The sequence below is a fragment of the Croceicoccus bisphenolivorans genome (assembly GCF_001634625.1).
GTDB lineage: Bacteria > Pseudomonadota > Alphaproteobacteria > Sphingomonadales > Sphingomonadaceae > Croceicoccus > Croceicoccus bisphenolivorans.
In genome coordinates, this window is the sequence record NZ_LRSE01000002.1 from 249697 (window position 1) to 273453 (window position 23757).

The 23757-nt window shown below is 63.7% G+C and carries 24 protein-coding genes and 1 tRNA gene; 10 read left to right on the forward strand and 15 right to left on the reverse strand.

Annotated elements, in window-relative coordinates:
• The first annotated feature begins 57 nt into the window (after nt 1-57).
• Nucleotides 58-133: transfer RNA gene (locus A7A77_RS02820), tRNA-Val, on the forward strand.
• Nucleotides 134-208: 75 nt separating this feature from the next.
• On the opposite strand, the gene ald is transcribed toward A7A77_RS02820, so the two are convergent.
• Complete coding sequence (gene ald / locus A7A77_RS02825) at nt 209-1321, reverse strand: alanine dehydrogenase (protein ID WP_066553202.1); 1113 nt, start codon at nt 1319-1321, stop codon at nt 209-211.
• Between the two features lie 128 nt (nt 1322-1449).
• Between ald and A7A77_RS02830 the strand changes: the two genes are divergently transcribed.
• A complete protein-coding gene (locus A7A77_RS02830; RefSeq protein WP_066553205.1) occupies nt 1450-1923 on the forward strand; it encodes an Lrp/AsnC family transcriptional regulator in 474 nt (157 codons plus the stop codon).
• A gap of 84 nt (nt 1924-2007) precedes the next feature.
• Here A7A77_RS02830 and A7A77_RS02835 read toward each other — a convergent pair whose 3' ends face one another.
• On the reverse strand, nt 2008-2859 hold the full coding sequence (locus A7A77_RS02835) for a hypothetical protein (RefSeq protein WP_066553207.1): 852 nt from the start codon (nt 2857-2859) through the stop codon (nt 2008-2010).
• A 96-nt stretch (nt 2860-2955) separates the two neighbouring features.
• The gene (locus A7A77_RS02840) at nt 2956-4188 is read right to left on the reverse strand and encodes a S8 family serine peptidase (protein WP_156500343.1); all 1233 of its coding nucleotides are present in this window, start codon (nt 4186-4188) and stop codon (nt 2956-2958) included.
• A 116-nt stretch (nt 4189-4304) separates the two neighbouring features.
• Here A7A77_RS02840 and A7A77_RS02845 point away from each other — a divergent pair, with 116 nt between their 5' ends.
• Both A7A77_RS02845 and A7A77_RS02850 read left to right on the forward strand, forming a co-directional pair.
• Nucleotides 4305-4760, forward strand: coding sequence for an RNA polymerase sigma factor (locus A7A77_RS02845; protein ID WP_066553209.1), 456 nt, complete (start codon nt 4305-4307; stop codon nt 4758-4760).
• Nucleotides 4757-5443 carry an anti-sigma factor family protein gene (locus A7A77_RS02850; protein WP_066553212.1) on the forward strand — a complete coding sequence of 229 codons (687 nt, stop codon included), beginning with the start codon at nt 4757-4759 and terminating at the stop codon, nt 5441-5443. Before A7A77_RS02845 ends, A7A77_RS02850 begins: the two co-directional genes overlap by 4 nt.
• Here the strand turns inward: A7A77_RS02850 and A7A77_RS02855 are convergent.
• From A7A77_RS02855 to A7A77_RS02870, 4 genes are all read right to left on the reverse strand, one after another.
• The gene (locus tag A7A77_RS02855) at nt 5440-6771 is read right to left on the reverse strand and encodes an alkaline phosphatase PhoX (protein WP_066553214.1); all 1332 of its coding nucleotides are present in this window, start codon (nt 6769-6771) and stop codon (nt 5440-5442) included. The two genes, A7A77_RS02850 and A7A77_RS02855, sit on opposite strands and share 4 nt — an antisense overlap.
• Entirely contained in the window at nt 6768-7781 is a 1014-nt protein-coding gene (locus A7A77_RS02860) for a phytase (RefSeq protein WP_066553216.1), read from the reverse strand. The genes A7A77_RS02855 and A7A77_RS02860 overlap by 4 nt, the downstream gene beginning before the upstream one ends.
• Entirely contained in the window at nt 7781-10573 is a 2793-nt protein-coding gene (locus A7A77_RS02865) for a TonB-dependent receptor (protein ID WP_066553218.1), read from the reverse strand. Before A7A77_RS02865 ends, A7A77_RS02860 begins: the two co-directional genes overlap by 1 nt.
• Before the next feature lie 192 nt (nt 10574-10765).
• Nucleotides 10766-12298 (reverse strand): alanine/glycine:cation symporter family protein, encoded by a 1533-nt coding sequence (locus A7A77_RS02870; RefSeq protein ID WP_066553220.1) that lies wholly within the window; start codon nt 12296-12298, stop codon nt 10766-10768.
• 347 nt (nt 12299-12645) lie between these two features.
• Between A7A77_RS02870 and secE the strand changes: the two genes are divergently transcribed.
• Together secE and nusG are read left to right on the forward strand one after the other, a co-directional pair.
• Nucleotides 12646-12840 carry a preprotein translocase subunit SecE gene (gene secE / locus A7A77_RS02875; RefSeq protein WP_066553222.1) on the forward strand — a complete coding sequence of 65 codons (195 nt, stop codon included), beginning with the start codon at nt 12646-12648 and terminating at the stop codon, nt 12838-12840.
• 27 nt (nt 12841-12867) lie between these two features.
• Nucleotides 12868-13404: a transcription termination/antitermination protein NusG gene (gene nusG, locus A7A77_RS02880; RefSeq protein ID WP_066553227.1), complete on the forward strand. Its 537-nt coding sequence runs from the start codon at nt 12868-12870 to the stop codon at nt 13402-13404.
• Here nusG and A7A77_RS02885 read toward each other — a convergent pair.
• The 4 genes from A7A77_RS02885 to A7A77_RS02900 are packed head-to-tail and all read right to left on the reverse strand — an operon-like array spanning nt 13397 to nt 16467.
• Nucleotides 13397-14497 carry a sulfotransferase gene (locus tag A7A77_RS02885; RefSeq protein WP_066553229.1) on the reverse strand — a complete coding sequence of 367 codons (1101 nt, stop codon included), beginning with the start codon at nt 14495-14497 and terminating at the stop codon, nt 13397-13399. The genes nusG and A7A77_RS02885 overlap by 8 nt on opposite strands.
• Nucleotides 14498-14510: 13 nt before the next feature.
• Nucleotides 14511-14897 (reverse strand): hypothetical protein, encoded by a 387-nt coding sequence (locus A7A77_RS02890; protein ID WP_066553230.1) that lies wholly within the window; start codon nt 14895-14897, stop codon nt 14511-14513.
• Nucleotides 14894-15136 carry a hypothetical protein gene (locus A7A77_RS02895; protein WP_216635535.1) on the reverse strand — a complete coding sequence of 81 codons (243 nt, stop codon included), beginning with the start codon at nt 15134-15136 and terminating at the stop codon, nt 14894-14896. The genes A7A77_RS02890 and A7A77_RS02895 overlap by 4 nt, the downstream gene beginning before the upstream one ends.
• Complete coding sequence (locus A7A77_RS02900) at nt 15124-16467, reverse strand: arylsulfotransferase family protein (RefSeq protein WP_082835855.1); 1344 nt, start codon at nt 16465-16467, stop codon at nt 15124-15126. Before A7A77_RS02900 ends, A7A77_RS02895 begins: the two co-directional genes overlap by 13 nt.
• Nucleotides 16468-16724: 257 nt before the next feature.
• On the opposite strand from A7A77_RS02900, the gene rplK reads away from it, so the two are divergent.
• On the forward strand, nt 16725-17156 hold the full coding sequence (rplK, locus tag A7A77_RS02905; protein WP_066553235.1) for a 50S ribosomal protein L11: 432 nt from the start codon (nt 16725-16727) through the stop codon (nt 17154-17156).
• Between the two features lie 4 nt (nt 17157-17160).
• A complete protein-coding gene (gene rplA / locus A7A77_RS02910; RefSeq protein ID WP_066553237.1) occupies nt 17161-17859 on the forward strand; it encodes a 50S ribosomal protein L1 in 699 nt (232 codons plus the stop codon).
• 139 nt (nt 17860-17998) lie between these two features.
• Here rplA and A7A77_RS02915 read toward each other — a convergent pair whose 3' ends face one another.
• The 3 genes from A7A77_RS02915 to rimO all read right to left on the reverse strand — a co-directional run bounded on the left by A7A77_RS02915 (nt 17999) and on the right by rimO (nt 21237).
• A complete protein-coding gene (locus tag A7A77_RS02915) occupies nt 17999-18952 on the reverse strand; it encodes a PilZ domain-containing protein (protein ID WP_066553239.1) in 954 nt (317 codons plus the stop codon).
• Nucleotides 18953-19088: 136 nt separating this feature from the next.
• The gene (locus A7A77_RS02920; RefSeq protein ID WP_066553240.1) at nt 19089-19847 is read right to left on the reverse strand and encodes a competence/damage-inducible protein A; all 759 of its coding nucleotides are present in this window, start codon (nt 19845-19847) and stop codon (nt 19089-19091) included.
• 25 nt (nt 19848-19872) lie between these two features.
• A complete protein-coding gene (rimO, locus tag A7A77_RS02925) occupies nt 19873-21237 on the reverse strand; it encodes a 30S ribosomal protein S12 methylthiotransferase RimO (protein ID WP_066553242.1) in 1365 nt (454 codons plus the stop codon).
• A 155-nt stretch (nt 21238-21392) separates the two neighbouring features.
• Between rimO and A7A77_RS02930 the strand changes: the two genes are divergently transcribed.
• Together A7A77_RS02930 and A7A77_RS02935 are read left to right on the forward strand one after the other, a co-directional pair.
• Nucleotides 21393-21803, forward strand: coding sequence for a DUF1761 domain-containing protein (locus A7A77_RS02930; RefSeq protein WP_245638370.1), 411 nt, complete (start codon nt 21393-21395; stop codon nt 21801-21803).
• A 164-nt stretch (nt 21804-21967) separates the two neighbouring features.
• Entirely contained in the window at nt 21968-22687 is a 720-nt protein-coding gene (locus tag A7A77_RS02935; RefSeq protein WP_066553244.1) for a cupin domain-containing protein, read from the forward strand.
• 13 nt (nt 22688-22700) lie between these two features.
• Here A7A77_RS02935 and A7A77_RS02940 read toward each other — a convergent pair whose 3' ends face one another.
• Nucleotides 22701-23756 carry a potassium channel family protein gene (locus tag A7A77_RS02940; protein ID WP_066553246.1) on the reverse strand — a complete coding sequence of 352 codons (1056 nt, stop codon included), beginning with the start codon at nt 23754-23756 and terminating at the stop codon, nt 22701-22703.
• Between the last annotated feature and the right edge of the window lies 1 nt (nt 23757).

Genomic DNA, 23757 nt, shown 5'->3' on the forward strand with positions numbered 1-23757 from the left:
ACATCGCGCGGGTTTAGGCTAAGCGCTGCCTCCGTTCACGGCGCTGCGCGCATGTGAGGGCGGTTAGCTCAGTTGGTAGAGCATCTCGTTTACACCGAGAGGGTCGGCGGTTCGAGCCCGTCACCGCCCACCATTTTCCCCAAAATCCCGATACAACAATGCCGCCGCCCGGCAGACCGGACGACGGCATTTTGACGCGTTAGGCAGATCAGGCCGCGATGGCGTCGTTCGCGGCGGTGAAGTCGAGGCCGAGGCTTTCGGCCACCGGCATGGACGTCAGCTTGCCGCGATGGGTCGAAAGGCCGGCGCGCAGGCCGGGGTTTTCAAGGATCGCGGCCAACCCGCCGTCTGCCAGTGCCAGCCCATACGGCAGGGTGGCGTTGTTCAGTGCGTGGCTGGACGTGCGCGGCACGCTGCCGGGCATGTTGGCAATGCAGTAGTGGATGATGCCATCGACTTCGTAGGTCGGTTCGGCGTGGGTCGTGGCATGGCTCGTTTCGAAGCAGCCACCTTGGTCGATGGCAACGTCGACAAGCACCGTGCGCGGCTTCATCAGGCCGAGCATGTCGCGAGTGATCAGCTTGGGCGCGCTGGCGCCGGGCACCAGCACGCTGCCGATGACGACGTCGGCGGCCACGATCTCTTCCTCGATCGCGTCGATGGTGGAAAAGCGGGTGCGGGCGCGGCCTTCGAACAGTTCGTCAAGCTGGCGCAGGCGGGGAAGCGAGCGATCCATGATCGAAACATCGGCGCCAAGGCCGACTGCCATGCGCGCGGCATGCGTGCCGACGACACCGCCGCCAAGAACGACGACGCGGGCCGGCGCGACGCCGGGGACACCGCCCATGAGCAGGCCGTTGCCGCCGTTATAGCTGCGCGAGGCGATGGCTGCGGCTTCGATCGAGAGGCGACCGGCGACTTCGCTCATCGGCGCGAGCAGCGGCAGGCCGTTGCCTTCGGTGACCGTTTCATAGGCGACCGAGGTGACGCCGCTTTCCAGAAGCCCGTGGGTCTGTTCCGGATCGGGTGCGAGGTGGAGGTAGGTGAACAGGATCTGGCCTTCGCGAAGCTGCGCCCATTCGGACGGCTGCGGTTCCTTGACCTTCACGATCATACCAGCCTTGGCAAAGACGTCTTCGGCCGTGGCCGCGATCGTCGCGCCTGCCTGTTCGTAGGCGGCATCGTCCGCGCCGATGCCTTCGCCCGCGCCGGTTTCGACCAGCACTTCGTGGCCGTGCGCCACGTATTCGCGCACCGCTGCCGGCGTCAGGCCGACACGTGCTTCCTGCTTCTTGATCTCCTTGGGAACCCCGACCAGCATGGCAAAAACCCTCTATCCGTTAGGACTTTCAGTATATGCGGTATAAGTCGATCAGTCCGATCATAGTATTGGCATTTTTGCGGATATCGTAGACATTTTGAAAGATAAAAGTCATATTATCTTTCATTATGGCGATAGACTCATTCGACCGTGCGATCCTTTCCCGCCTGCTGCAGGACGGCCGCGCGACTCAGGCGGAACTGGGTGAAGCGGCGAACCTGTCCGGCCCTGCGGCGGGGCGGCGGCAACGCATGCTGGAAGAACGGGGCCTGATCACCGGATACCAGCCGAAGCTGGATTTCGCGCAACTGGGATTCGGCGCACTGGTGATGGTGCTGATCCAGCTGGAACGGCAGAGCCAGGCGACGCTCGTAGGGTTCGAGGATGCGATCGGCGATTGCCCGTCGGTCATGTCCTGTCACCTGCTATCGGGTGGCGAGGACTATCTCGTCACCCTGCGCGCGCGCGATCTGGCCGATCTTGAGCGTATTCACCGGCAGGAGCTGTCGCAGCTGCCGGGCGTGTCGCGGATGCAGACGCTGTTTTCCCTGCGCGAAGTGGTTTCGCGGCCCGCGCCGCCCGCGCTGTTGGCAAAGGGTTAGGCCGACATTTCCGGAAGTCACGCGATGAAAAGTGACGGCCGGGCTTGGGGAACCCGGCCGTCATCCCGTTGTCGATCAGATGGCTCAGCCTGCTTCGGCCATGCCCGAACCGGCGGCAGTAAGGGCACCGCTGGCAGAGGCCGAGATCTGGTCGGCGGGAATGGTCATCACGCCGTCCGCGGTTTGGATGACCAGCTGTTCGACCTGACCCGACTGGTCGGCCACGACCTGCTGAACCTGTCCGAGCGTGTCGCCCGAAGCGGTCAGGATATCCATACCCTCTGCCACGGACAGCGAGCCGGCTGCCGATGCGGCCGCGGTGCCTGCTTCGGCAAGCATCACGCTGGCGGTGCCGGTTGCGGTACCGGCAATGTTGGAGCCGACCTGTGCTGCGCCGTTGGTTGCCGCGCTGCCGATGGCCTGCGCATCGGAAACGACCGTTCCGGCATTTGCGACGACCGATCCGGCGGTGTCGGCTGCGCCTTGGGCAACCGAACCCACGGCATCGGTGCCGATCAGCTGCGCGCTGGCACTACCCGATCCGGAAGCGTTGCCCGAGGTCGAAAGGCCCGTGCTGACCGGTGCGACCGCGTTGTCCAGCGTCTGGGTCAGGCCGGCCGAACCGCTTGCGCCTGCGCTGCCGTTCGCATCGACCGTGCCGGTCTGCGGGTCGACCGAACCGCCGGTCGAGGTGTCTGTATTGCCGGTGATGGAGGTGCCCGTTGCCGACCCGATCGTATCGGTTGCGCCGCGAACGGTGCTGTCGATCCCCCCCATTCCGCCGATGCTGCCGCCAACGCTGCCAAGCGTTCCGCCGACAGCACCGCCGAGCGTTCCGCCCAGCGCGCCGCCCAATCCGCCGCCGCCCAGCAACTGCGCATGGGCGGGCATCGAGGTGAGGGCGAAGACAGAAGCGGCGATCAGAAGCTTTTTCATGGTATTCCTTTCCGTAATTTCCGACGAGCATCCGGCTCGTTCAGGGAAAGGACGAATGGGTCGCGCGGTTTAATTCACGTAAGTCGCGAAAAATTTTCAGCGCCGGCCGCAGCGCCCGCAGATCAGGCCGTTTCCGAAAGTATCGTCATGCCCCTTCGGGCCGAGATCGCGCGTTTCACCGGCGAGCGTCGTGCGCCAGTTTTCATCCCTGTCCAGCGCAGCGGCGATGCGCACTGCGGCAAGCGGCGTGGCGAATGAGGTTCCGCGCACCGTGCGCCACTTGCCATCCTTGTTCCGTGCACGAATGTCCGCGCCCGGCGCAGTGTAGTCCAGGTGGAGCGCGCGCCCTGCCTCTATCAGGGCGCGGTTGCGGCCATCGACGGCGGTTACGGCGACGACGCCTTGATACGATGCCGGATAGGCGGGCGGCGCGGCGGGGCCATCGTTGCCCACGGCTGCCACGACGACGATGCCGCGTTTCTGCGCGGCACCGATTGCGCGTTCCAGCACCGCGTTTTTGGGTCCGACGAGGCTTATCGTCACAACCCTGCTTCCCTTTGCGACCAGCCAGCCCAGCCCGCGCGCAATGGCTAGCGCGTTGCCGCCCGCAGGGTCCGTTCCATAGACGTCTGCCACGTTCACGTTGCGCGCGCCCGCGCCCTTCAGCAGGGATGCGACCGCGCTGCCGTGGTTGCTGGCAATCGGCGCGCCTTTGGCAAAGCCGCGCTGGGACGTTACGTTAACGGCAACCCCCGGTGCTCCGTCGATAACACCGACGGGGGTTGTGACATTTCCGGCCCGCGATGCACCTGCCATGGCCACAACCGTACCGATCGCGCCGGACTGGAAGTGCAAGGGATCGGAGCTTACTGTCGCATCCGGCATCAATGTGGCCAGCCTTTCCTGTGCCTGTGCCAGCGACATTCCCTGCGGAACGGCCAGGCGCGTTACGGCAATGCCAAGGCCCTCTATCTCGTCCACGCCCGCAACCGCGAACCCGGCCGCACCGGCGCGGGCGAGGGCGTTGTCATCGGCATCCATCACCAGCAATTCGCCAAGGCGTGCCGGCTCGCCATCGATATCCAGCGCAATGGCATCGGGATGCTGGCGCACCAGCCGTTCGATCCGTTCGACCCGCAATTCCGCCAGCTGTTCCACCTTTGCCGCGACATTGCCGACGATCCCGTCCACCGTCCGCGTTACCGGATCGATCACGCGCGGCAGGTTCGGCAGGCCAAGCCCCGGAAGCGCCGGCAATGCCAGTTGCGCCGATGCGGGCGTGCCTGCAAAGACGATCAGCAATGGTAACAGGGCAAAATTTCGTCGCATTTGCATTCCGATGGTGGTTTCCCGATGAAGCAGGGATTAAACGGCCGCGCCCATCCGTTTAATCCTGCATAGAGGCAGAGAAGCTGAGCAATTCCTTCGAAACCGGCCTGCTGGCCATGTTGCCCCGGTTGCGGCGTTTCGCCATCGGGCTGACCGGCAATGGGGCCGACGGCGACGATCTCTGCCAGATGACGATCGAGCGTGCGCTGGGCAACCGCGACAAGTGGCGCGGCGGCAGCCGGCTCGACAGCTGGGTGTACAGGATCATGCGCAACATCCGTATCGACGAGGCGAGGGCAGGGCAACGCCGCCTGCAGACGTTCGTGGACGAGGAAGCTGGCGGCAGCGTCGGCGCCATGGGCGCGCAGGAAGCGACTGTCGAACTGTCTGACATAGATGCGGCCCTTGCACGGCTTCCCGACGAGCAGCGCGAGGCGGTCGTGCTGGTGATGGTGGAGGGCTATTCCTATCGCGAGGCGGCGGAGATCGTCGGTTGCCCCACGGGAACGATGAATTCACGGCTGGTGCGCGGGCGCGATGCCCTGCTGGCGATGCTGGAGCAAGAGGCATGAGACCGACCCCCGAAGAACTGGCCGCTTTTGCCGATGGCGAACTGGACGAAGCGCGCGCTGCCGAAATCGCGGTGCTGGTCGATGACGATCCGGCGCTGGCCCGCGAAGTCGCGCGGCACCGCGATTTGCGCGCGAAGCTTTCGGCCCACTTCGCTCCGATCCTTGATCAGCCGGTGCCAAGCCGGTTGAGCGATGCGGTGCGCCCCCGATCGACGGTGGTGGATTTCGCGGCGGCGAAACAGCGGCGCAAGCGGCTGCCGCGCTGGTCACTCTATGCCGCACCCGCGCTTGCGGCTTGTCTGGTGCTGGCGATCTTCGTCGGCGGGCGACCGGACGCGTCGACGGGCTATGCGGACCGGCAACTGGCATCGGTGCTAGACGATCAGCTTGTCGCGGGGCAGGGCGATGAACCCACGCGCATCCTGCTCAGTTTCCGCGATGGTGCAGACCGGTATTGCCGTGCTTTTTCGGGAGCGGCGAAGTCCGGCATCGCTTGCCGCGATGCACAGGGCTGGAAGCTTGAGGCCGCCGGTGACGGCTCTGCCATGCAGGGCGGCGAATACCGGCAGGCCGGTTCCGACACCGCGGCGCTAATGGCCGCGGCGCAGGACATGGCAACCGGCCCCGCGCTCGACGCCGAAGAAGAACGTCGGGCGCGGGGAGCAGGTTGGATGGCGCGTTAAGCGCCCCAGCCGCCGGGCAGGGTGATCGCCAAGGTCATCGCGGGGCTATAGGCGTTGACGAACAGCGTTTTCCCGTCGGGGGAGAAGCAGGCGCCGGCCAGTTCGGTCTGCAGGCGCAGGCGGCCCAGCGGATAGGCTTGTCCGTCCGGCGTGATGCCGCGCAAGTGGTTGTCGACGACATCGGTGTACTGGTCTTCGCAAACCACGAGGTGCCCGTTCGGGGCAACCGTCAGGTTGTCGCCGTAATCGAACTGGTCCTTGCTTTCGCTTTCGAAGAACAACTGCATCCGGTCTTGCGCGCCATCGACGCCGGGAACGAGGCGGAAGATCTGCCCCAGCTTCGCCGCGCCGCCCGATGTGCAGCAGAAGTAGACTTCGCCGTCGCCCATGTGGATGCCTTCGCCGCGTGCGAATATCGCACCGCCTTGTGCAGCCGCGCGGAAACGCAGGTCGTCTTCCGGCGCTTCGGGATTGTCGAGGTCGATCCAGCGCACGCCGGACCATGATGACGGTTCCATCGAAACGCCGGTCCAGTTGCGGGTGTCGGCAGCCGTTCCGGTCAGCACTGCCGCCTGCAGCCTGCCGCCCGCCGCAAGATCGCCTGGGCGGTTCGGGATGAAGCGGTAGAACGCGCTCTCGTCCCGGTCTTCGGTAAGGTAGACCACGCCCGTGCGCGGATCGACTGCCGCTGCCTCGTGCTTGAAGCGGCCCATGGCTTTCAGCGGAACGGCGTCGACCATGCCGGTCGCGGCTGCGGGAACCTCAAACACCCAGCCGTGATCGTCGCTGGCGTCGGGGCCGGGGCGGGTCACGTCTTCCTCGCACGTCAGCCAGCTGCCCCACGGGGTGATGCCGCCTGCGCAATTGCGGATCGTACCCGCAAGCGACCGGTGCTGGCGCGTGACGGCAAGTGTTTCGGGATCGAGCACCAGCGTCGTGGTGCCGCCGGGCAGGACGCTGCCGTCCGGTGCCCGGTCGAAACCGTTCGCCAGGTTGCCGCCCGGCTTGCCATCCACTTTCAACTCGTGGTTGCGGACCAGTGCGATGCCGCCATCGGGAAGCGCGAAACAGCCCATGCCGTCGGCATTGTCAGGCACGGTCAGCCCGTCGTGCATCATGTCGCCCAGCTGCGAAATCACGCGGTAGGAAGCGCCCTGCGGCAGATCGAGGATTCCGGCCGGATCGGGCACCAGCGGCCCCAGCGGCGATGCCGAAGGAGCACTGGCGGTGAGCGAGCGGGCCGTACAACCGCTGGCGACAAGGGCCGCAAAGGCCCCCGCCGTCGACTTCAGGAAAAGCCGACGCGAAGCATCATTCTGGAAAGTCATTTGATCTGGAGAGCCGCCTTGATTTCGTCCCAGCGGACGAGCTTGAAGTTCTGCGCGCCGGCTTCGTTCACCCCGTCCTGTGCGATGAAGAGGCCGAGCGGGAAGTCGGGGCCGAAGTTGCCTGCGTTGAGCTCGATGCCGTCGGTCTCGTCCGTCGCGCCGAATGTGCCGGCAACAACGCGGAAGCGACCGGCGTAGGCCATGTCGGGCAAACGATAGACGGCGTAGGCACTGTCGCCCTGGCTCGATGCGACAAGCCAGCCGCCGTCCGTGCCTTCGGGAACGAGGGCGAGGCCTTCGACATCCGCGATCAGCTGCGCGTTGTCGATCGGGGCGACGATCTCGCCCGTGGTGGTGCCGGGTGCGAAGCGCCAGATCCCGGCGTCTTCCTCGCCCACGTAGAGCGTACCGTCGCGCGGGTCTGCGACGCAGCCCTCGGTCTGGGTGGGAATTTTCAGCGTGCGCAGCGGGGTCGAGGATGGCGTTGCAAGGTCGATTGCAAATTCCGCGACCGTGCCGTCCTTCAGCACGGAGAATGCGTGAAGCGCGTCACCCGCCTTGTAGAGGCAGAAGCCGTAGCCTTCGCCGCTGCCGCCCGGAACGCGCCCGATGACACTCAGCTTGCCGTCGGCTGACAGGCGGTAGAGCTGGATACCGGCATTGGCGACATCGTTGCGGTCGCTGGCAGCGACGATCACGCCCTGATCGCCCATGTCTGCGATGTCGACGTTGTTCAGCCGTCCGTCGGCAACGAAGTCGAGCACCTTGCCGGCCATGTCATAGACGTAGAGGCCGGCCTTCTTGTCCGTTCCCACGATCAGGCTGCGGGCCGGATCGGCGGGATTGTGCCAGATCGCCGGATCGTCTGCGGCATCGTCGTTCGCGGTGCCGACAGGCGCGGTTTCGCCCCGCGCCACGACCTGTGCCGTGGGGAGGGGCGAAACGATCGGCGCCGTGGTGGTGCAGCTGCCAAGGGCAGCTGCACCGATCAGGAGGGGCCAGGCCTTCATCAGAAGACCAGCCTTGCGCCGAACTTCACGGTGTAGTCGTATTCCTCGTACTGGTAGAGGTTACGCTGACCGCCGACGTTGTTGTACGCAAAGTACTTGGCGTTGTTGATGTTGACCCATTCGCCGAACACCTGGACCAGATCGTTCACCTGCAGCTTGGCGCTGAAGTCGAGCTGGAAGTGGTTGTCGACGTAGCGGTCGGTTGCCGCTTCGTCGCCCAGTTCATCGAGGTACTTGTCACGATAGGTGCCCGACAGGCGCAGCGAGAGCGGACCCTTTTCGTAGCCGAGCACGCCGTTGAGGGTGTGCTTCGACGTGGAAGGCAGGGTGATTTCGCGTAGGTCGTTGATGTCGCCGTCGACGGGCACCATGCCGGTCGCGTCGGTGTAGGTGTAGTTGGCCTGCACCAGGAAACCGTCGAACGGAGCGGGGAGCATCGAGAGCGACTGCGAGAAGCTCAGCTCCGCACCGAAGACTTCCGCGCTCGGCCCGTTGATCGGGATCTCTGCTTCCTCATAGGGAATGCCGAGGAATTCGCCGGGACCGTCCACCGCCGTATCGACGATGTAGTTCTTGATGTCCTTGTAGAACACCGCAGCGCTCAGCCCGCCGGTGCGCGATGTGTACCATTCGACGGAAGCGTCGAGGTTCCATGCTTCGTAAGGCTTCAGGTCGGGATTGCCGAAGGCGACTTCGTCGTCCTCGTTGATCTCGAACCGGGGTGCCAGCTTGGAAAGCTTGGGACGCACGATGCTGCGGTATCCGGCAAGGCGGACCTGCATGTCGGGGCGCATTTCGTAACGGATGTTGAGGCTGGGCAGCCAGTGGCCGTAATCCCGCTCGAAAGCGCGAAGCGTGATGTTGTCGAGGTCGTCCTCGTCAACCTGGTTGCCGCTCAACTCGTTCTTCGTGTGTTCGTAACGCACGCCGCCGATCGCGCGCAGCGGGCCGTTGTCCCACGTCGCCATCGCATATCCGGCAAGGATGTCCTCGCTGACGGCATAGTCCGCGACAGCCGAATCATAGATGCTGTCGCCTTCCTGCAGTTCGAACTGGTCGAAGTTGTTGTAGAAGAACTTCGTCGGCGCGGTGAAATCCGCAACCGGCGAAATGCCAATGATGTCGTAAGTCTGGAAACCCAGCACATCGGCCAGCGTGTAGTCGCCTTCGCCGTTCCATTCGTAGAACTCGACGTCGAAGTTGTACGACTTCTTGCGCCAGCGACCCTTGGCACCGGCCTGCAGCGTCAGGCTGGCATCGCCCATGAACATTTCCTGCCCCACGTCGAGGCGTGCGGCCCATTCCTTGTCCTTCGAATCGGACAGCGCGGTCCGTTCGATATCCTTCAGCGCATAGCCTTCGGGGTCGAAGAAGCCGGAAGTATTGCCGGATGCGGTGTAAAGCGGGACGCGCGGGTCGGAATTGTCGACCGTGATCAGCAACCCGTCGCCGTCGAACTTCTGGCGGAACTCGGTCGGGTCGATCGAGCCGCTTTCCTTCTCGCTCGCCTCGGCGTAGCTGGCCGAATATTCGGCGAAGAAGCCGCTATCCAGCTTCGTTTCGCCGCCCAGAACCAGCGAGTAGATGCGCTGGCGTTCGAAACGGTCCTTGATGTCGCGTTCGACCGTGATTTCTGCCGTGTCGGACGAGAACGTGGCCGTGCTGCCGTCGATCGTCGGCAGGACATCGTCCTCGAAATCTCCGAAATCGAACGTGGTGCGGCGGCGGTATTCCTGATCGTCGAACTGGCTCCACGTGCCCTTTGCGTAAAGCTCGGTCGTGTCGCCGACGCGGAAGTCGAGGCCCAGCGTCGCGCTGATGCGTTCACGCTCCACGTCGTAGTCGCGGTACTGCAGTTCCTGCGCGTAGGGGGTGCCGGCGTCTTCGGTCCAGTCGTCCGCCTCGATATTGTCGGTCTCGAACTTGCGGCGATAATAGGACACGCCGCCCGAAATGCCGACGTTCTCACCAAGGCGGCTGGCGAAATCGAGGCTGGCCTTGGGGCTCAGCTCGTTCGCCTTTTCGTTATAGCTGCCCTCGATCTTGGCGACGAGCAGGGCCTTTTCGCGGTCGAAGGCGCTGGTCGTCTCGATCTCGACGCTGGCGCCAATGGTGTCGGCATCCATATCGGGGGTGAGCGACTTCTTCACCTCGATCGATTCGATGATGTCGGAGCTGATCACGTCGAGCGCGACCGAGCGGACATCGGATTCCGGCGCGGGCAGGCGCACGCCGTTCAGCGAGGTGGAATTGAGTTCGGGGTCGAGACCGCGAACCGAAACGAAGCGGCCTTCGCCCTGGTCGTTGAGGACGTTGACGCCCGGCAGGCGGCGCAGCGATTCCGCGACGTTCTGGTCGGGGAACTGGCCGATGGCGTCACGCGTGATGACGTCGCTGACCGTGTCTGCGGCGCGCTTGCGCGACAGGGCGCTGCCAAGATTGGCGCGCTGGCCAAGGACGAGGATCTGGCCGTCGATGCCCGCCAGCGAGAAGTCTGCCGAGGTCGAGCCGGTGGCCGGTACGGTTACGGTCAGTTCCTGCGCTGCGGCTCCGATGTAGTCGGCGCGAAGCGTGTAGGTGCCGGCGGGCACGTCGACGAAGCGGAAGCTGCCGTCGCCACCCGTCGTTGCGGAGCGTCCAAGCTCCTCGATCCGGACTTGTGCCGCGCGAAGGCCGGCGGTGCCGGTCGCGTCGATGACGTTGCCTTCAATCTCGCCGGCGATGGCCGTGCCTGTGGCGCCAAGCGAAATTGCCCCGATTGCGGCCCCGAGGAGCCAGCGTGACGAACCCATGTATCAACCTCCGTTATGGTGTTGGAGGCGCGGATAGGGGTGTCTTCTTACAGGGAAGCGACGTTGCGATAGCAATGCGATGACAGATTGACGATTTCTGTCATGCAGCTGAAATATCTGGCGAAAGTCGATCGCTCACGCCTGTCGGGCCGGCGCATCGCAACCGGCCCGACAGGCGTGCGGCGCGAACCGTCAGTATTCTTCGGGTTCTTCCGGCGTTGCCCGGTGATGGTCGGGCCCGGCCTTGCGCTGACCCTTTGCCAGCTTGAACACCACGCCGGAAAGCAGGGCGAGTGCGAGCAGGTTGGGCAGGGCCATAGCCGCGTTGGAAATATCGCCAAGCCGCCAGACCAGCGTCAGGTCCTGCGACGATCCGACGAAGATCACCACGCACCAGATCACGCGCCACGAAATGTGGAGGAACCGCTCGCCCTTGCGGGTGGAGCCGGGCACGCGGTCATAGAGGAACGTGATGGCGCGTTCGCCATAATAACTCCACGTGAGCAGCGTGGTGAACACGAACAGGATCAGCGCCAGCGAAGCGATCAGCGTGCCAATGGGGATCGATCCCACGGCCAGCGGGAAGGCGGCGGCAAAGGCGCCGGACGTCATGGCAAAACCCTGCAGGTCCGACTGCCACGCGTGTTTCACCGCGGCGCCGGCGTGGTTGAACGGGCCTTCCACGGTCAGGATGACGAGAGCGGTCATCGTGCAGATGACGATGGTGTCGATGAACGTGCCCAGCATCGCCATGCGGCCCTGCTGTTCCGGATCGTCGGTCTGCGCAACGGCGTGGGCGATCGGGGTCGAACCCTGACCCGCCTCGTTGGAAAACAGCCCGCGCGCGACACCCGCGCGTATGGCCAGCGCGATTGCCGCCCCGACGAAACCGCCGCTGGCCGCCTGCGTGTTGAAGGCACCGCCGAAGATGCGGCTGAAGGTTTCGGGAATGTCCTGAATGTTGATCAGGATCGCGATCGTGGCCATGGCGACGTATGCGAATGCCATGAAGGGCACGATCTTTTCGGCGACGTTGCCGATCGCCTTGATGCCGCCGATGATGACGACGAAGACGGCGACGGCGGTAATGAGGCCGCCCATCCATTCCTCGATCCCGAACATCTCGCTCAACCCGTCGGCGACCGCGTTCGCCTGGATCGTGTTGCCCGTGACGAGTGCGGAGAACAGCGTGCCGATGCAGAACAAGATCGCCAGCCACGTCCATTTAGGGCCAAGGCCCATCATGATGTAGCTCATCGGACCGCCGCGATATGTGCCGTCGCTGGTCGTCTCCCGATAGCGGATGGCAAGCGAACCTTCGGCAAAGGCGAGCGCCATGCCGATCAGCGCCGTGATCCACATCCAGAAGATCGCGCCAGGCCCGCCAAGGGCGATGGCGGTTGCCACACCGGCAAGGTTGCCCGTGCCGACTTGCCCCGACAGCGCGGTCGACAATGCCGCGAACGGGCTGATTTCACCGGCGCCTGCGCCCTTGCGGCCCTTGAACAGGCCGGCAAATGCCGATCCCATGTTCCGGATCGGATAGAATTTCAGCCCGATCATGAACCACAGGCCGACGCCGAGAAGGATGATCGTCATCGGCGGCAGCACCTGCCCGCCGATGGTAAGGACCGGATCGCCGTTCCAGGTGCCTCCCCAGATGAAATCGGATACGTTGGTAACGTGGTCGATCAGGCTGGGCGATGCGCCGGGGGCTACGGTCATTCGGTATATCCTGCTGCTGGGCCGGAAAAGTTCCGTAACAATTGCTATCGGCCCGCTTGGGTGTTGGGAAGTGCCAATTGCCGGATACCCACCGGCCCAACGCGCACCGCGTGCCGGAACCTGCCCATTCGCCCTTGCACAGCGCGCTTTCGCGCACTATTGGCACAACACCAATTCCGACATCGGAAATCCTGACGCCGTCTCCCAGCCTCGCTCGGAGCGGCGATGGACCAATCCCGAAACCCGTCTGGCGGGGAAGGGGGCGAACCGGTGGCGAAATCCGTTTTGTGGGGGCGGCCTCTTACGATGCCGACACTCACGCTTCGAAAGGCAAGAGGTAAGCAGCGATGGCCAAGACCAGCCCCGGAGAGTTCATCCGCCAGGTACGTGCGGAAGGATCCAAGGTCGTGTGGCCGACCCGCAAGGAGACGACCAGCACGGCGATCTTCGTCGGCATCATGATGCTGATCCTGTCGGTCTTCTTCCTCGGCATCGACTCGCTGTTCGGCGCAGTCATGAAGTGGCTCTTGTCGCTCGCCTGATCGAACTTACGAACTTAGGATACGAAAATGGCCCGCTGGTACATCATCCACGCCTACTCCGGCTTTGAAAACAAGGTGAAGGAAGCCATCCTTGCCGAGGCGGAGCGCACCGGCCTGGAGGCACTTGTCGAACAGATCGAGGTGCCTTCGGAAACCGTCACCGAAGTGAAGCGCGGCAAGAAGATCCAGACCGAGCGCAAGACGATGCCGGGCTACGTCCTCGCCAAGCTGGCGATGAACGACGATATCTACCACCTCGTGAAGAACACGCCCAAGGTCACCGGCTTTCTTGGCAACGGCGGCAAGCCGCAGGCGATTTCGGAGCGTGAGGCAGCCCGCTATTTCGGCCAGCGCGACGAACTGGCCGCACAGCCCAAGCGCGAGATCAGCGTCGATTACGAGATCGGCGATTCGGTCAAGGTGCTCGACGGCCCCTTCGCCAGCTTCAACGGCGTGGTGGAAGAGCTCGACTTCGACAAGAACAAGGTCAAGGTCAGCGTCTCGATCTTCGGTCGCGCGACGCCGGTGGAACTGGACTTCGAGCAGGTCGAACTGGTCAAGTAACCGCTTCGGGAGCGGCCATGGCGCCGCTCCTCTTCGCCTTTTCCCGCAGGTTTCCATAAAGCGTCAGCGCCTGCTCGTGCAGCAGCGGATCGCAGGCTGCCGCCTCGCGCCGTTGCGGCATCGGGCGGATGGTGGCGGTGGCAAAGGCGCTTGCCGCGTCATCCCCGGCCAGCCCTAGTTGTTCGAAAATTTCGCCGATCGTCGTGTCGCCTTCGGTGAAGCGCTCCATGTCGATGGCCACGCATTGCCCGTCCAGATCCAGCTGGCGATAGGCCGCGATCCAGTAGGCCAGCCAGTAATCGAGCGTTGTCGGATCGTATGCCGCGATCGCCTGTTCCATGCCGGGGAACAGGATCGGGCGATGGTCCGGTCCGAATTCGAAATGGCCGATATCGCTCGTGTAGGCGCGGGCAAAGGCGCTTTCGCCGTGATCCTTCAGCGCGCGCTCGTGCTGTTTCAGCAGGGATTGCGCATGATCGATCGGATGGCGCAACGGAACGATGAACAGGGCATCGGGAAACGCTTTCACCAGCGCATCCTTGCGTGCAATGTTTGCGTTGTTCTTCGAAAGGTAACGCCTGCCCGGTGCCGCCGCCATCGTGCGCGAAACGATCAGCGCACGCATGTGCCGTTGCAGCGCCGACACGAAGGCTGGCGGCAGGTCATTGCTCCACACCGAAATGCCATGCTGCGCATAGTGACCGGCAAAGTGCTTCAGCCAGAGCACTTCCTCGAAAGCTTCCGCGCTGTCGGCGCTGACCATCATGCCGTCGCCGTGGGCGCGTTCCTGCCGGTCCTGCGAAACCTGAAACCGCCCGGAAAGTTTGCGCCACATGATGGGCGAAAGCACGAAAGGCATGTCGCGATAGGAGTGGGTGACGAGTGCGGAATGGCGTGAAAGTATTTCAAGCAGCAGCGTCGTGCCCGCCCGCGCGAGAGAGGTGATGAAGATCGGCCTGTCGATCGGCTGGGCCGCGATCAGGGTGCCGAACTTGCTGTCCTCCATGTCGGAAAGCATGTCCTGCGGCATAGCCGTGCCGAAGGCGAGACGGTGCACCATCCGGTCGAACCAGTTGTAATCGGCAACCGCCATCGTCCCGGTTCGCTCAAGCCGGTTTGCGCACGCGGCGCAAGGCGAAGCCGAGGGCCGCGAAAGTCGCGATCGTCATGGCGAGGACATCGGGCCGCAGCGAAAAGACGACGAAATCCTCCAGCGAAAAGGCGCCGGACCACGCGCCCGCCAACGCCGGAACCGCAGCAACAGCGAAGGCGAGGGCCAGGAGGACGGTCGTCAGAAGCGTACCGCCGAGCAGCTTCACCGATGCCTGCTGCACGGCCTTTTCCTTGGCCAGATCGTCCATCGCCGGATCGCGCACGATGGCCATCGCCGCGTTCAGCCCGGTCAGCATCTTGCGGGTCCGCGGCAACACACCCAGCCGGACGAAGGCGGCGGCAAGCAACAGGCAGCTGGCGATATAGGCGGCAAGCGTCATTCGGCGGGCGTTTCGCTTTGTACCGGCTCGACCCGCTTGCGGCGCAGCAGGCGCTTTACGGGGTACCAGACGAAGCCGACGATCATCAGCAGCAGGACGCCGATAAAGCTGAGCGCCGATCCGATCGCGCTAAGCCCCGCGCCTGCGCCCATATAGGCGAAGGCCGGGCTGGCGCCGGTCAGCAGGAACAGTCCGATTGCGGCAAGCGCGGCGGATTCCATGCGGATCAGGTTGGGCATGACAGGTTCTCCACTTCGAAAAAATCGTTCGGTATCTTGATGGCGTAGGCGAACAGCGATGCAGTCTTCTCGTCGTAGGGCAGGCGGTAATCCCACACGACTTCGCCGGCCGGCGTCACCTCGAACACGCGTCCGGCTGCCGATTCCACGATCAGCCGGTTGCCGTTGTCCAGCAACTGGTGCGCGCCCATGAAGTCACTGAAGAACGCGTCGTTCTCGCCCACCGGGAACAGGACGTGGCTTTCGCCGGTTGCCGGGTCCAGTCGTACGATCTGACTGTCGACCGGCTTCTGGCTGATGGAGCGGGAGCGGTTGTTGAACAGCTCGATCATGCCGTCTTCGGTGATGTCGGGGTCGTGCTGGCGGAACCAGCGACCTTGCGCGTGCCATTTTACGTGTCCGTCGATCTCGTCGACGATCAGCAGCATGCTCATTTCGCGCAAGGAGAGCAGAAGGTCGCCCGCGTCCACGCCATCGATCCGATCGGCAAGGGCGGGTGTCACGACCTCGATCTCGTTGAGGTGGGCAGGGTCGACCGTTACGGCGCGGACAGAGTTGTAGATCGCCGCTTCCAGCCCGGCGTCATAGATCGACTTCAGGATGGAAAATTCCCGCTCAACCTTGCCGTCTGCGTCTACCAGCAGGACCGAGTTGTTGTAGCCGTTGAAGCTGCTGCCTATCAGGTCGTCGATTTCTTTCGCGGTCACGGCCGAGGGCAGGTATTCCTTCGGCGTTTCGGCCGTCGGGATGTGGCCCGGAATCCAGAACTTGCCGTCGCCTGCGGGTGTGACAGAGTGGTGGGTGGGACGATCAGAACGCCAAACGAGGTTCGAACACTTGTCCAGTTTGGCCGCGCCCAGATCGCCAAAGTTCAGCACGATCGAGCCGTCGGCCAGCGGGGACATGCCCTGAATGAAATAATGCATCTGCGATTTGGGAATGCGCACTTCGGGGAACCGGTCTGCCGCATCGGGCCAGACCTTGAAGAAGTCTGCGTTCCAGACATGACGGACCTGCCCGTCGTTGTCGTAGAGGCGGACCTGGGTACCTTCGGGAAAGATGCCCTGGATCAGCGTCATCCCCGGCTGGACCAGTTCGGCCCTGTTTGCGACCAGTCCGGTGCCCTCGTGCGTGATAGGCTGAAGCACTTCGGGCCGGGTTTGCGTCATTTGGGCATAGAGGGTCGCCACGGATCGTGCGCCATTCGCGAATTGCGTAAAGGGCGGGGCGCCCAAGGCGCCGACCGTGCCCGCCAGCAGCATACCTGCAAGTCCCATCGCCAGAAGGCTGGCCCTGTCAGTTCCGCTTTTATCCGCCAAAACAACCGCCATGACTTTGCTGTAACCCGCAGCCCGTCTTGCAGAACTTGATTAATATTGCGTTGCCGCGCGGCTGTTGGAACATACCGGATGGCAGCCTTTCCGCCCCGTTCTTTCCCTTGCATTTCGCGCGAAAACCGCTATTCGCGCGCCTTCACTTGCCTTCGGGCGGGTGAGCCCGTGTGGGAGGTGGCGCATGCGCCGCTGTTCGACCACTTATCATGAGGGCCAAGCCAACGCGCGGCCCGACAGTGTGAAAGGAGGCCATCATGGCCAAGAAAATCGAGGGCTACATCAAGCTCCAGGTGCCTGCGGGCGCCGCCAATCCGTCCCCGCCGATCGGCCCTGCGCTGGGTCAGCGCGGCGTGAACATCATGGAATTCTGCAAGGCGTTCAACGCCGCGACGCAGGAAATGGAAAAGGGCATGCCGATCCCGACGGTCATCACCGTCTTCGCGGATCGCTCGTTCACCTTCACCACCAAGACTCCGCCGGCATCGTACCTGCTGAAGAAGGCTGCCAACCTGAAGTCGGGTTCGAAGGAGCCGGGCAAGGTTTCGGCCGGAACCATCAAGCGCAGCGCAGTCGCCGCCATCGCCGAACAGAAGATGGCCGACCTGAACGCGAACGACATCGAACAGGCTACCAAGATCATCGAGGGCTCTGCCCGTTCGATGGGCCTCGACGTGGTGGAGGGCTGATTACATGGCAAAGCTGACCAAGAAGCAGAAGGCTCTGGCCGAGAAGCTCGATTCCGAAAAGCTGTACGGCGTTGATGAAGCGCTGAAGACCCTGCGCGACCTGAAGAGCGCGAAGTTCGACGAAACCGTCGAGATCGCGATGAACCTCGGCGTCGATCCGCGCCACGCAGACCAGATGGTCCGCGGCATGGTCTCGCTCCCCTCGGGCACCGGCAAGGACGTTCGCGTCGCCGTCTTCGCCCGTGGCGACAATGCAGAGAAGGCCCTGGCCGCCGGTGCCGACAAGGTCGGTGCCGAAGACCTGATGGAAGACATGCAGAACGGCAACCTCGATTATGACCGCGTCATCGCGACGCCGGACATGATGGGCGTCGTCGGCCGCCTCGGTAAGGTTCTGGGCCCCAAGGGCCTGATGCCGAACCCGAAGCTGGGCACCGTGACCCCGAACGTCGAACAGGCCATCAAGGACGCCAAGGGCGGCCAGGTCGAATTCCGCGTCGAGAAGCTGGGCATCATCCACTCGGGCATCGGCAAGCTGTCGTTCTCCGACGATGCGCTGAAGGCGAACTTCGACGCATTCGTCGACGCGATCGTCAAGGCGAAGCCCTCGGGCGCGAAGGGCAAGTACGTCAAGAAGGTCACCGTGACCTCCTCGATGGGCCCGGGCCTGAAGATCGACCTCGCCGAAGTCGCTGGCGCATAAGCCGCGACCTTTCGAGCAAGGCTCAAGCAAAAAGGGCCGGGGGCGAAAGCTCCCGGCCTTTTTCGTTGGTTTGCACAAGACCGGCTATGTTCGAGAGCAACCGTCACCCGCGACACCGCATTGCCGGTGCCGGAATGAATCAGGTCGAAGTCTTCATCGACAGTTCCATCGTGATCCCGTCGGGGTCGGCGCGGACAGTCACGGTCACGAAGTCGAGCGAACGGGCCGCTTCCAGCAGGCTTACGAAACGGGCGAGGTGTTCGTCGGGAATATCGGGAACCCCGAGATCATGCGGTCCGGCCACTGCGAGCCCGCCATCGTCAATTTCCGCCTGCGCGTCCACGCTGATCGGCGGGCGGTTCTCCGCACGAGGTCGCGGTTCAGTTTCCGCCCGTAAAGGCGCTTCAGGCGCGATTTCGAGCACGCGGATGCCAAGGTTGGTGCCGTTGTTCCAGCGGACTTCGCCATCCACTGTCTGGTTGTCCGGAAACACGAGAGTCAGGCGCGAGCCGGTCCTGGCCGGAATGCCGTCGTGGTCGATTTTCAGCCCATGGTGCGAAAAGTCGAGGATGCGCACTTCTACCGGCCCGCGTTTGGGGTCGATCGCCACCGCCGGATCATTGCCCGCTGCAAAGCGCTCGCTCACGCGGTTTTCTGTCGTGCGGGTTGCCGCACGGGCAGGTTCGTCGGGCGCGGTTTCAGGTGGGATGAACTCCGGTTCGACAGGCGCGGCGTCGGGATCTTCGGCAACGAAGTCGTTGTGCAATTCCATGATCTCGGCGCGATAGGGATCGGTGGTCTTCGCCCGTTTGTGGCCGGCGATCAGTGTGTAGATCGCATCGCTGAGCGGCCGGTCGAATTCCAGTCCGGCTTCCCGACCCAGTCGCAACCAGCGCACATGGGCAAGCAGCGGGCCGACACCGGCGATGCGCAGGGAGATCGTCTCCCCGCGGGAAAGCGTGCGGGGAATATCGACAAGGCGGCAGCCCTGCGGCGTAAGATCGGCCACCGCCACGGTAAGCGCCAGGCCCGGCCCGCGGCGAAAACTTGCCGGGGCCGATACCTCGATACGGTTCGCCTGCCTTGAATCCACCTCGCCATCCCTGACCGAAATTCCGCATCTGCGAATAGGCGATGGTTGGTTAACGGCCCGTAAGTCCGATTATGAAAAACGCTGTAGTCGAAATGACAGTCAGCCCACTGTCGCACCGGTCAGTTGACGGTGCCTGTCAGATGCCGCCGGGCGTGAAATCGCATCCCATTTCGCCCAGCCCTTCGCAAAGGCTGTCGATGCAGCTTTTCAGCGTATCCTCGCTGATAGAGCGGACGACGAAATTGGCGCCGACGCGGCCTTCGCGAAAGAAGGGGTAGGAACCGATCTGGCTCCCTTCATGCGCGCGCTCGATCTCGTGCAGCAGGCCGGCAATCTCGCTTTCGGCGACCCATGCGCCGACCGTTTCGGACAAGAGCGGCGCGCCGCCCTCAAGCTGTCCGGTCAGGGCATCGAGCATGCCGGCGGTGATCTGCGGAACGCCTGCCATCAGGTAGACATTGTCGAACCGGATGCCGGGCGCGCCGGAATAGCGGTTGGGAATCAGCTCCGCCCCGTCGGGAACGCGGGCCATGCGCAACCGGCCTTCGTTCAGCCCGCCCTTGTCCTTGTAATAGTCTTCAAGGATCGCGTGCGCTTCGGGGTGGATGACGACGTCGACGCCCAGGGCCCGCGATACCGCATCGACGGTGATGTCGTCATGCGTGGGGCCGATGCCGCCGGTGGTGAACAGGTAGTCGTTGCGCGCACGCAGGGTGTTCACCGCTTCGGCGATGGCGTCCATGTCGTCGGCAACGACGCGCACTTCCTTCAGCCGGATACCCTGCACGCCAAGCCACGTGGCGATCTGTGCGATGTTCTTGTCCTGCGTGCGACCGGAGAGGATCTCGTCTCCGATGACGACGAGGGCGGCGGTCCAGATTCGGGAATTGCTCATTACCCCCGGCCTTAGCGCGTAGAGGTCACGCGATAAAGCCAAACAGGTCGTGCGCGTCCGCTTCCTCGATCGTGGCGTTGACGATGTCGCCCTGCGCCAGTGTGGCGGGCACGTTGCGCAGGAAGACGCTGCCGTCGATTTCCGGCGCGTCGGCCTGCGAGCGTCCGGTTGCGCCGATGTCGCCATCTTCGTCAGGTTCGCCAACTTCGTCGATTATAACCGGAACGGTTCGTCCGACCTTGGCGGCGAGCTTCGCTGCGCTGATCCGTTCGGTCACCTCCATCAGGCGGGTGTAGCGCTCTTCCTTTACCTCTTCGGGCACGGGGTTCGGCAGGGCATTGGCCTGCGCGCCCTCGACAGGTTCGAAACGGAAGCCGCCGACACGGTCGAGCTGCGCTTCTTCCAGCCAGTCCAGCAGGTACCTGAAGTCGTCCTCTGTCTCTCCGGGAAAACCGACCACGAAGCTGGAACGGACCGCGATGTCGGGGCAGATATCGCGCCACCCCTTCAGCCGTTCGAGCACTTTCGCCTCGTTCGCCGGACGCTTCATGGCGCGCAGGACATTGGGGCTGGCATGTTGGAACGGAATGTCGAGATAGGGCGTCAGCAGCCCCTCTGCCATCAGCGGGATGACCGCGTCGACGTGCGGATAGGGGTAGACGTAGTGAAGGCGTACCCACGGAACTTCGTTCTGCGGCGTGCGCAACTGGCCGAGTTCGCGGGCCAGATCGGTCATGTGCGTGCGAACCGGTTGGCCTTTCCACATGCGCTCTTCATGGCGGACATCGACGCCATAGGCAGACGTGTCCTGGCTGATGACCAGCAGTTCCTTCGTACCTGCGGCGACCAGTTTCTCCGCTTCGCGCAGCACCGCATCGATCCGGCGGCTGGCAAGCTTTCCGCGCAAGTCCGGAATGATGCAGAAGGCGCAGGAGTGATTGCACCCCTCCGAAATCTTCAGATAGCTGTAGTGGCGCGGCGTGAGTTTCACGTCCGGCTGGGGCACGAGATCCACGAACGGCCCGCGTGCGGCAGGCGCGGCCTCGTGCACCGCGTCCACGACCTGTTCGTACTGGTGAGCACCGGTGACGGCAAGCACATCGGGATATTTCGCGCGGATCAGTTCGGCTTCGTTACCCATGCAGCCGGTCACGATCACGCGGCCGTTTTCGGCAATCGCCTCGCCGATGGCGTCCAAGCTTTCCTCTTTGGCGGAATCGAGGAAGCCGCAGGTATTGACCAGTACGACGTCGGCGCCCTCGTAATCCGCGCTCATGGAATAGCCGTCTGCGCGCAGCCGGGTAAGGATACGTTCGGAATCGACAAGCGCCTTGGGACAGCCGAGGCTGACCATGCCGACTTTCGGAGAGGGTGCGATTTCTTGTGCCATTTGCCGCGCCGATACACGCGACGAGCCGTGCGCGCCAGCGGTTCAGTTAACGCGCCGGTTTCGCGGGGGGCTTAAAATGCGGTGACATTGCGGTTACAAGCCAGTGCGCAGGGGTTCTCCATTCCCGCTTCGGGCGGTGGGAAGTTGCCGAATTGATGGGAGAATTGATGGGACCGGTCGACTGGATTGGCGTGTTTCTTGCCGCATGTGCGGCATTGGCGGTCGCTGGTGCATGGTACAAACTGTTCTCGCGGCCCCTTGCCGTGATGGCGGGGCCCGGCGGGCTGGAAGTGCGGCGCAGGCCGTTCACCACGATCTTCGGTACGTTCGGGCTGGTGCTGGTGAGTTCGGCGATGCTGGGCCACATGTTCGCGCGGCTGTCGGACCCGTCGAAATGGTGGCTCTATCCGATGATGAGCGGCGGGGTCGCGCTGTTCTTCGTGATCCCCGCGCTGTGGACGAATTACCTGCACCAGCGCAATCCGCGCGCAATCGCCCTAATCGATGCCGGTTTCTGGCTGCTGGCCTATCTCTCGATGGGGCTGGTGTTCATGCTGCGCAGTTGAGCGTCTGGCAGTAGGGACTGCCGTGCGGGGCTGCTGAAATTCACGCAAATTCCTGTGGTACAGTGCAATGCGGCACCCGCTTTCGTTGCTATCGGGCCAGACGGGGGCATTGGCGGCGTGCGGCGAATCGATGCCGTCTTGCGCCTTGCGACAGGAGTTTGCGCGTGGACACGATCACCGATTGCCCGACTTTCATCGACCTTGCCGCCATTGTCGCGGCCGATCCGGTTGCCGCGGGTCAGGACCCGTTCGGCGCCGATGCCCGTATCCTGCCGGTGCGGGCAGGGCCTTGCGAAGTCTTTGTCACGGCGGTTGCCGCAGGTGATGGCAGCTTTGTCGAAAATGGCGGTGATACGTGGATCTTCGCTGTCGAAGGCGATCTTGTACTGGCCCACAACGGGCTGCAAATCGCATTGCCGCAGGGGACCAGCGCGGTGATCGCGCGCGGCACGGTGTTCACGTGGCAGGCGACCGATGCGGTGACGGTGATCGGCATGCGCTACACCGATGCACCGGAAGGCGCAGGCGGTATCGTGGCGATCGACAACGCCGCTACTTATGCCCCGTCGAACCCGCCGGCGGACGATGTGCTCCTCTCCGAGAAACCGTCATGCCGCTCCGCCAACCAGTTTGCGTCGGCAGACGATGGCCGATTCAAGTGCGGCATCTGGGATTCGACGCCCTATACGCGCCTGCCGATCCTGTTCCGCCACACCGAACTGATGCACCTGCTGGAAGGCGAAGTCAGCTTCACCGATGCCGCCGGACGCAGCGCGACCTTCGGCAAGGGCGATACCTTCATCATCGAACAGGGCGCACGGTGCAGCTGGGACAGCCGCGTCGACGTTGCCAAGATCTACGCGACATACAAGCCCGCGGACTGACGGGCAAAGCGGTTCAGATCACGCCCGGCCCGCATTCCGGCGTCGGGCGGATCACCACGATCATGTCGCCGGCCTGCACGCTTTGCGCATCCGGTTCCCAATAGCCGATTGCCCGCCCTTCGCGATAAAGGCGCAGGCCCATCGATCCCGATCCCAGCTCGCGCAAGGGGCGGCCGATATCCTCTGGCCGCGCCTCCCGCTCCACCAGTTGCACGCGGCCTGTGACCGAAGCGAGATCGGCAAGATAGTCGGCGGTATGCATGCCGCCCGCGCTGCCCGCCAGCAGCAGGCCGGTAAAGCGCACCGGATTGATCACGTTCGTCGCGCCGGCCTGCTTGGCCAGCAATTCGTTGTCCGGCGCGCGGATGACGACGGTGATCGGCACTTTGGGCGCAAGATGGCGCACGGTCAGCACGATCAGGATCGAACTGTCGTCGCGCCCTGCGGACACCAGCACGGTCGCCGCTTCGGCAATGCGGACATCCTGCAGCGATTCGTCGCGCGTGGCATCGGCATTGATGACGTTGCAGCCCATTTCCTCGGCAAGGCTAAGCCGGTCCTCGCTCGTGTCCATGACGACGATGCAGTCTGCGTCGGTGCCGCGGGCGATCAGTTCCGCCACCGCTTCGGAGCCCGATACGCCGAAGCCCAGCACGACGACATGGTCGGAAAGGCGTTCCTGGATGCGGGCCATGCGCCATTTCTCCCAGCTTCTCTTGATGATGAAGTTATAGGCCGTGCCGACGAAGATGAAGATGACGGCAAAGCGGATCGGGGTGACGATCACCGCCTCTATCATGCGGGCGCGGTCCGACACGGGGGCGATGTCGCCGAAACCGGTCGTGGTGATGGATATCATCGTGAAATAGACGACATCGGGAAAGCTGACGACGCCGTCGTGGTTGTCGATCAGCCCGTCACGGTCGCTCCAGTGGATGAGGACGACGATGAAGACGAGGAAGATCGCAGCCGAAAGGCGGAGAAACGCATCGGCCCATACCGGCAGGCCAAGCCGCCGCCGAAGCGGCTGGTGGCGCTGTAGCCGGACGGACTTGTTTTTCCCCGCCAAT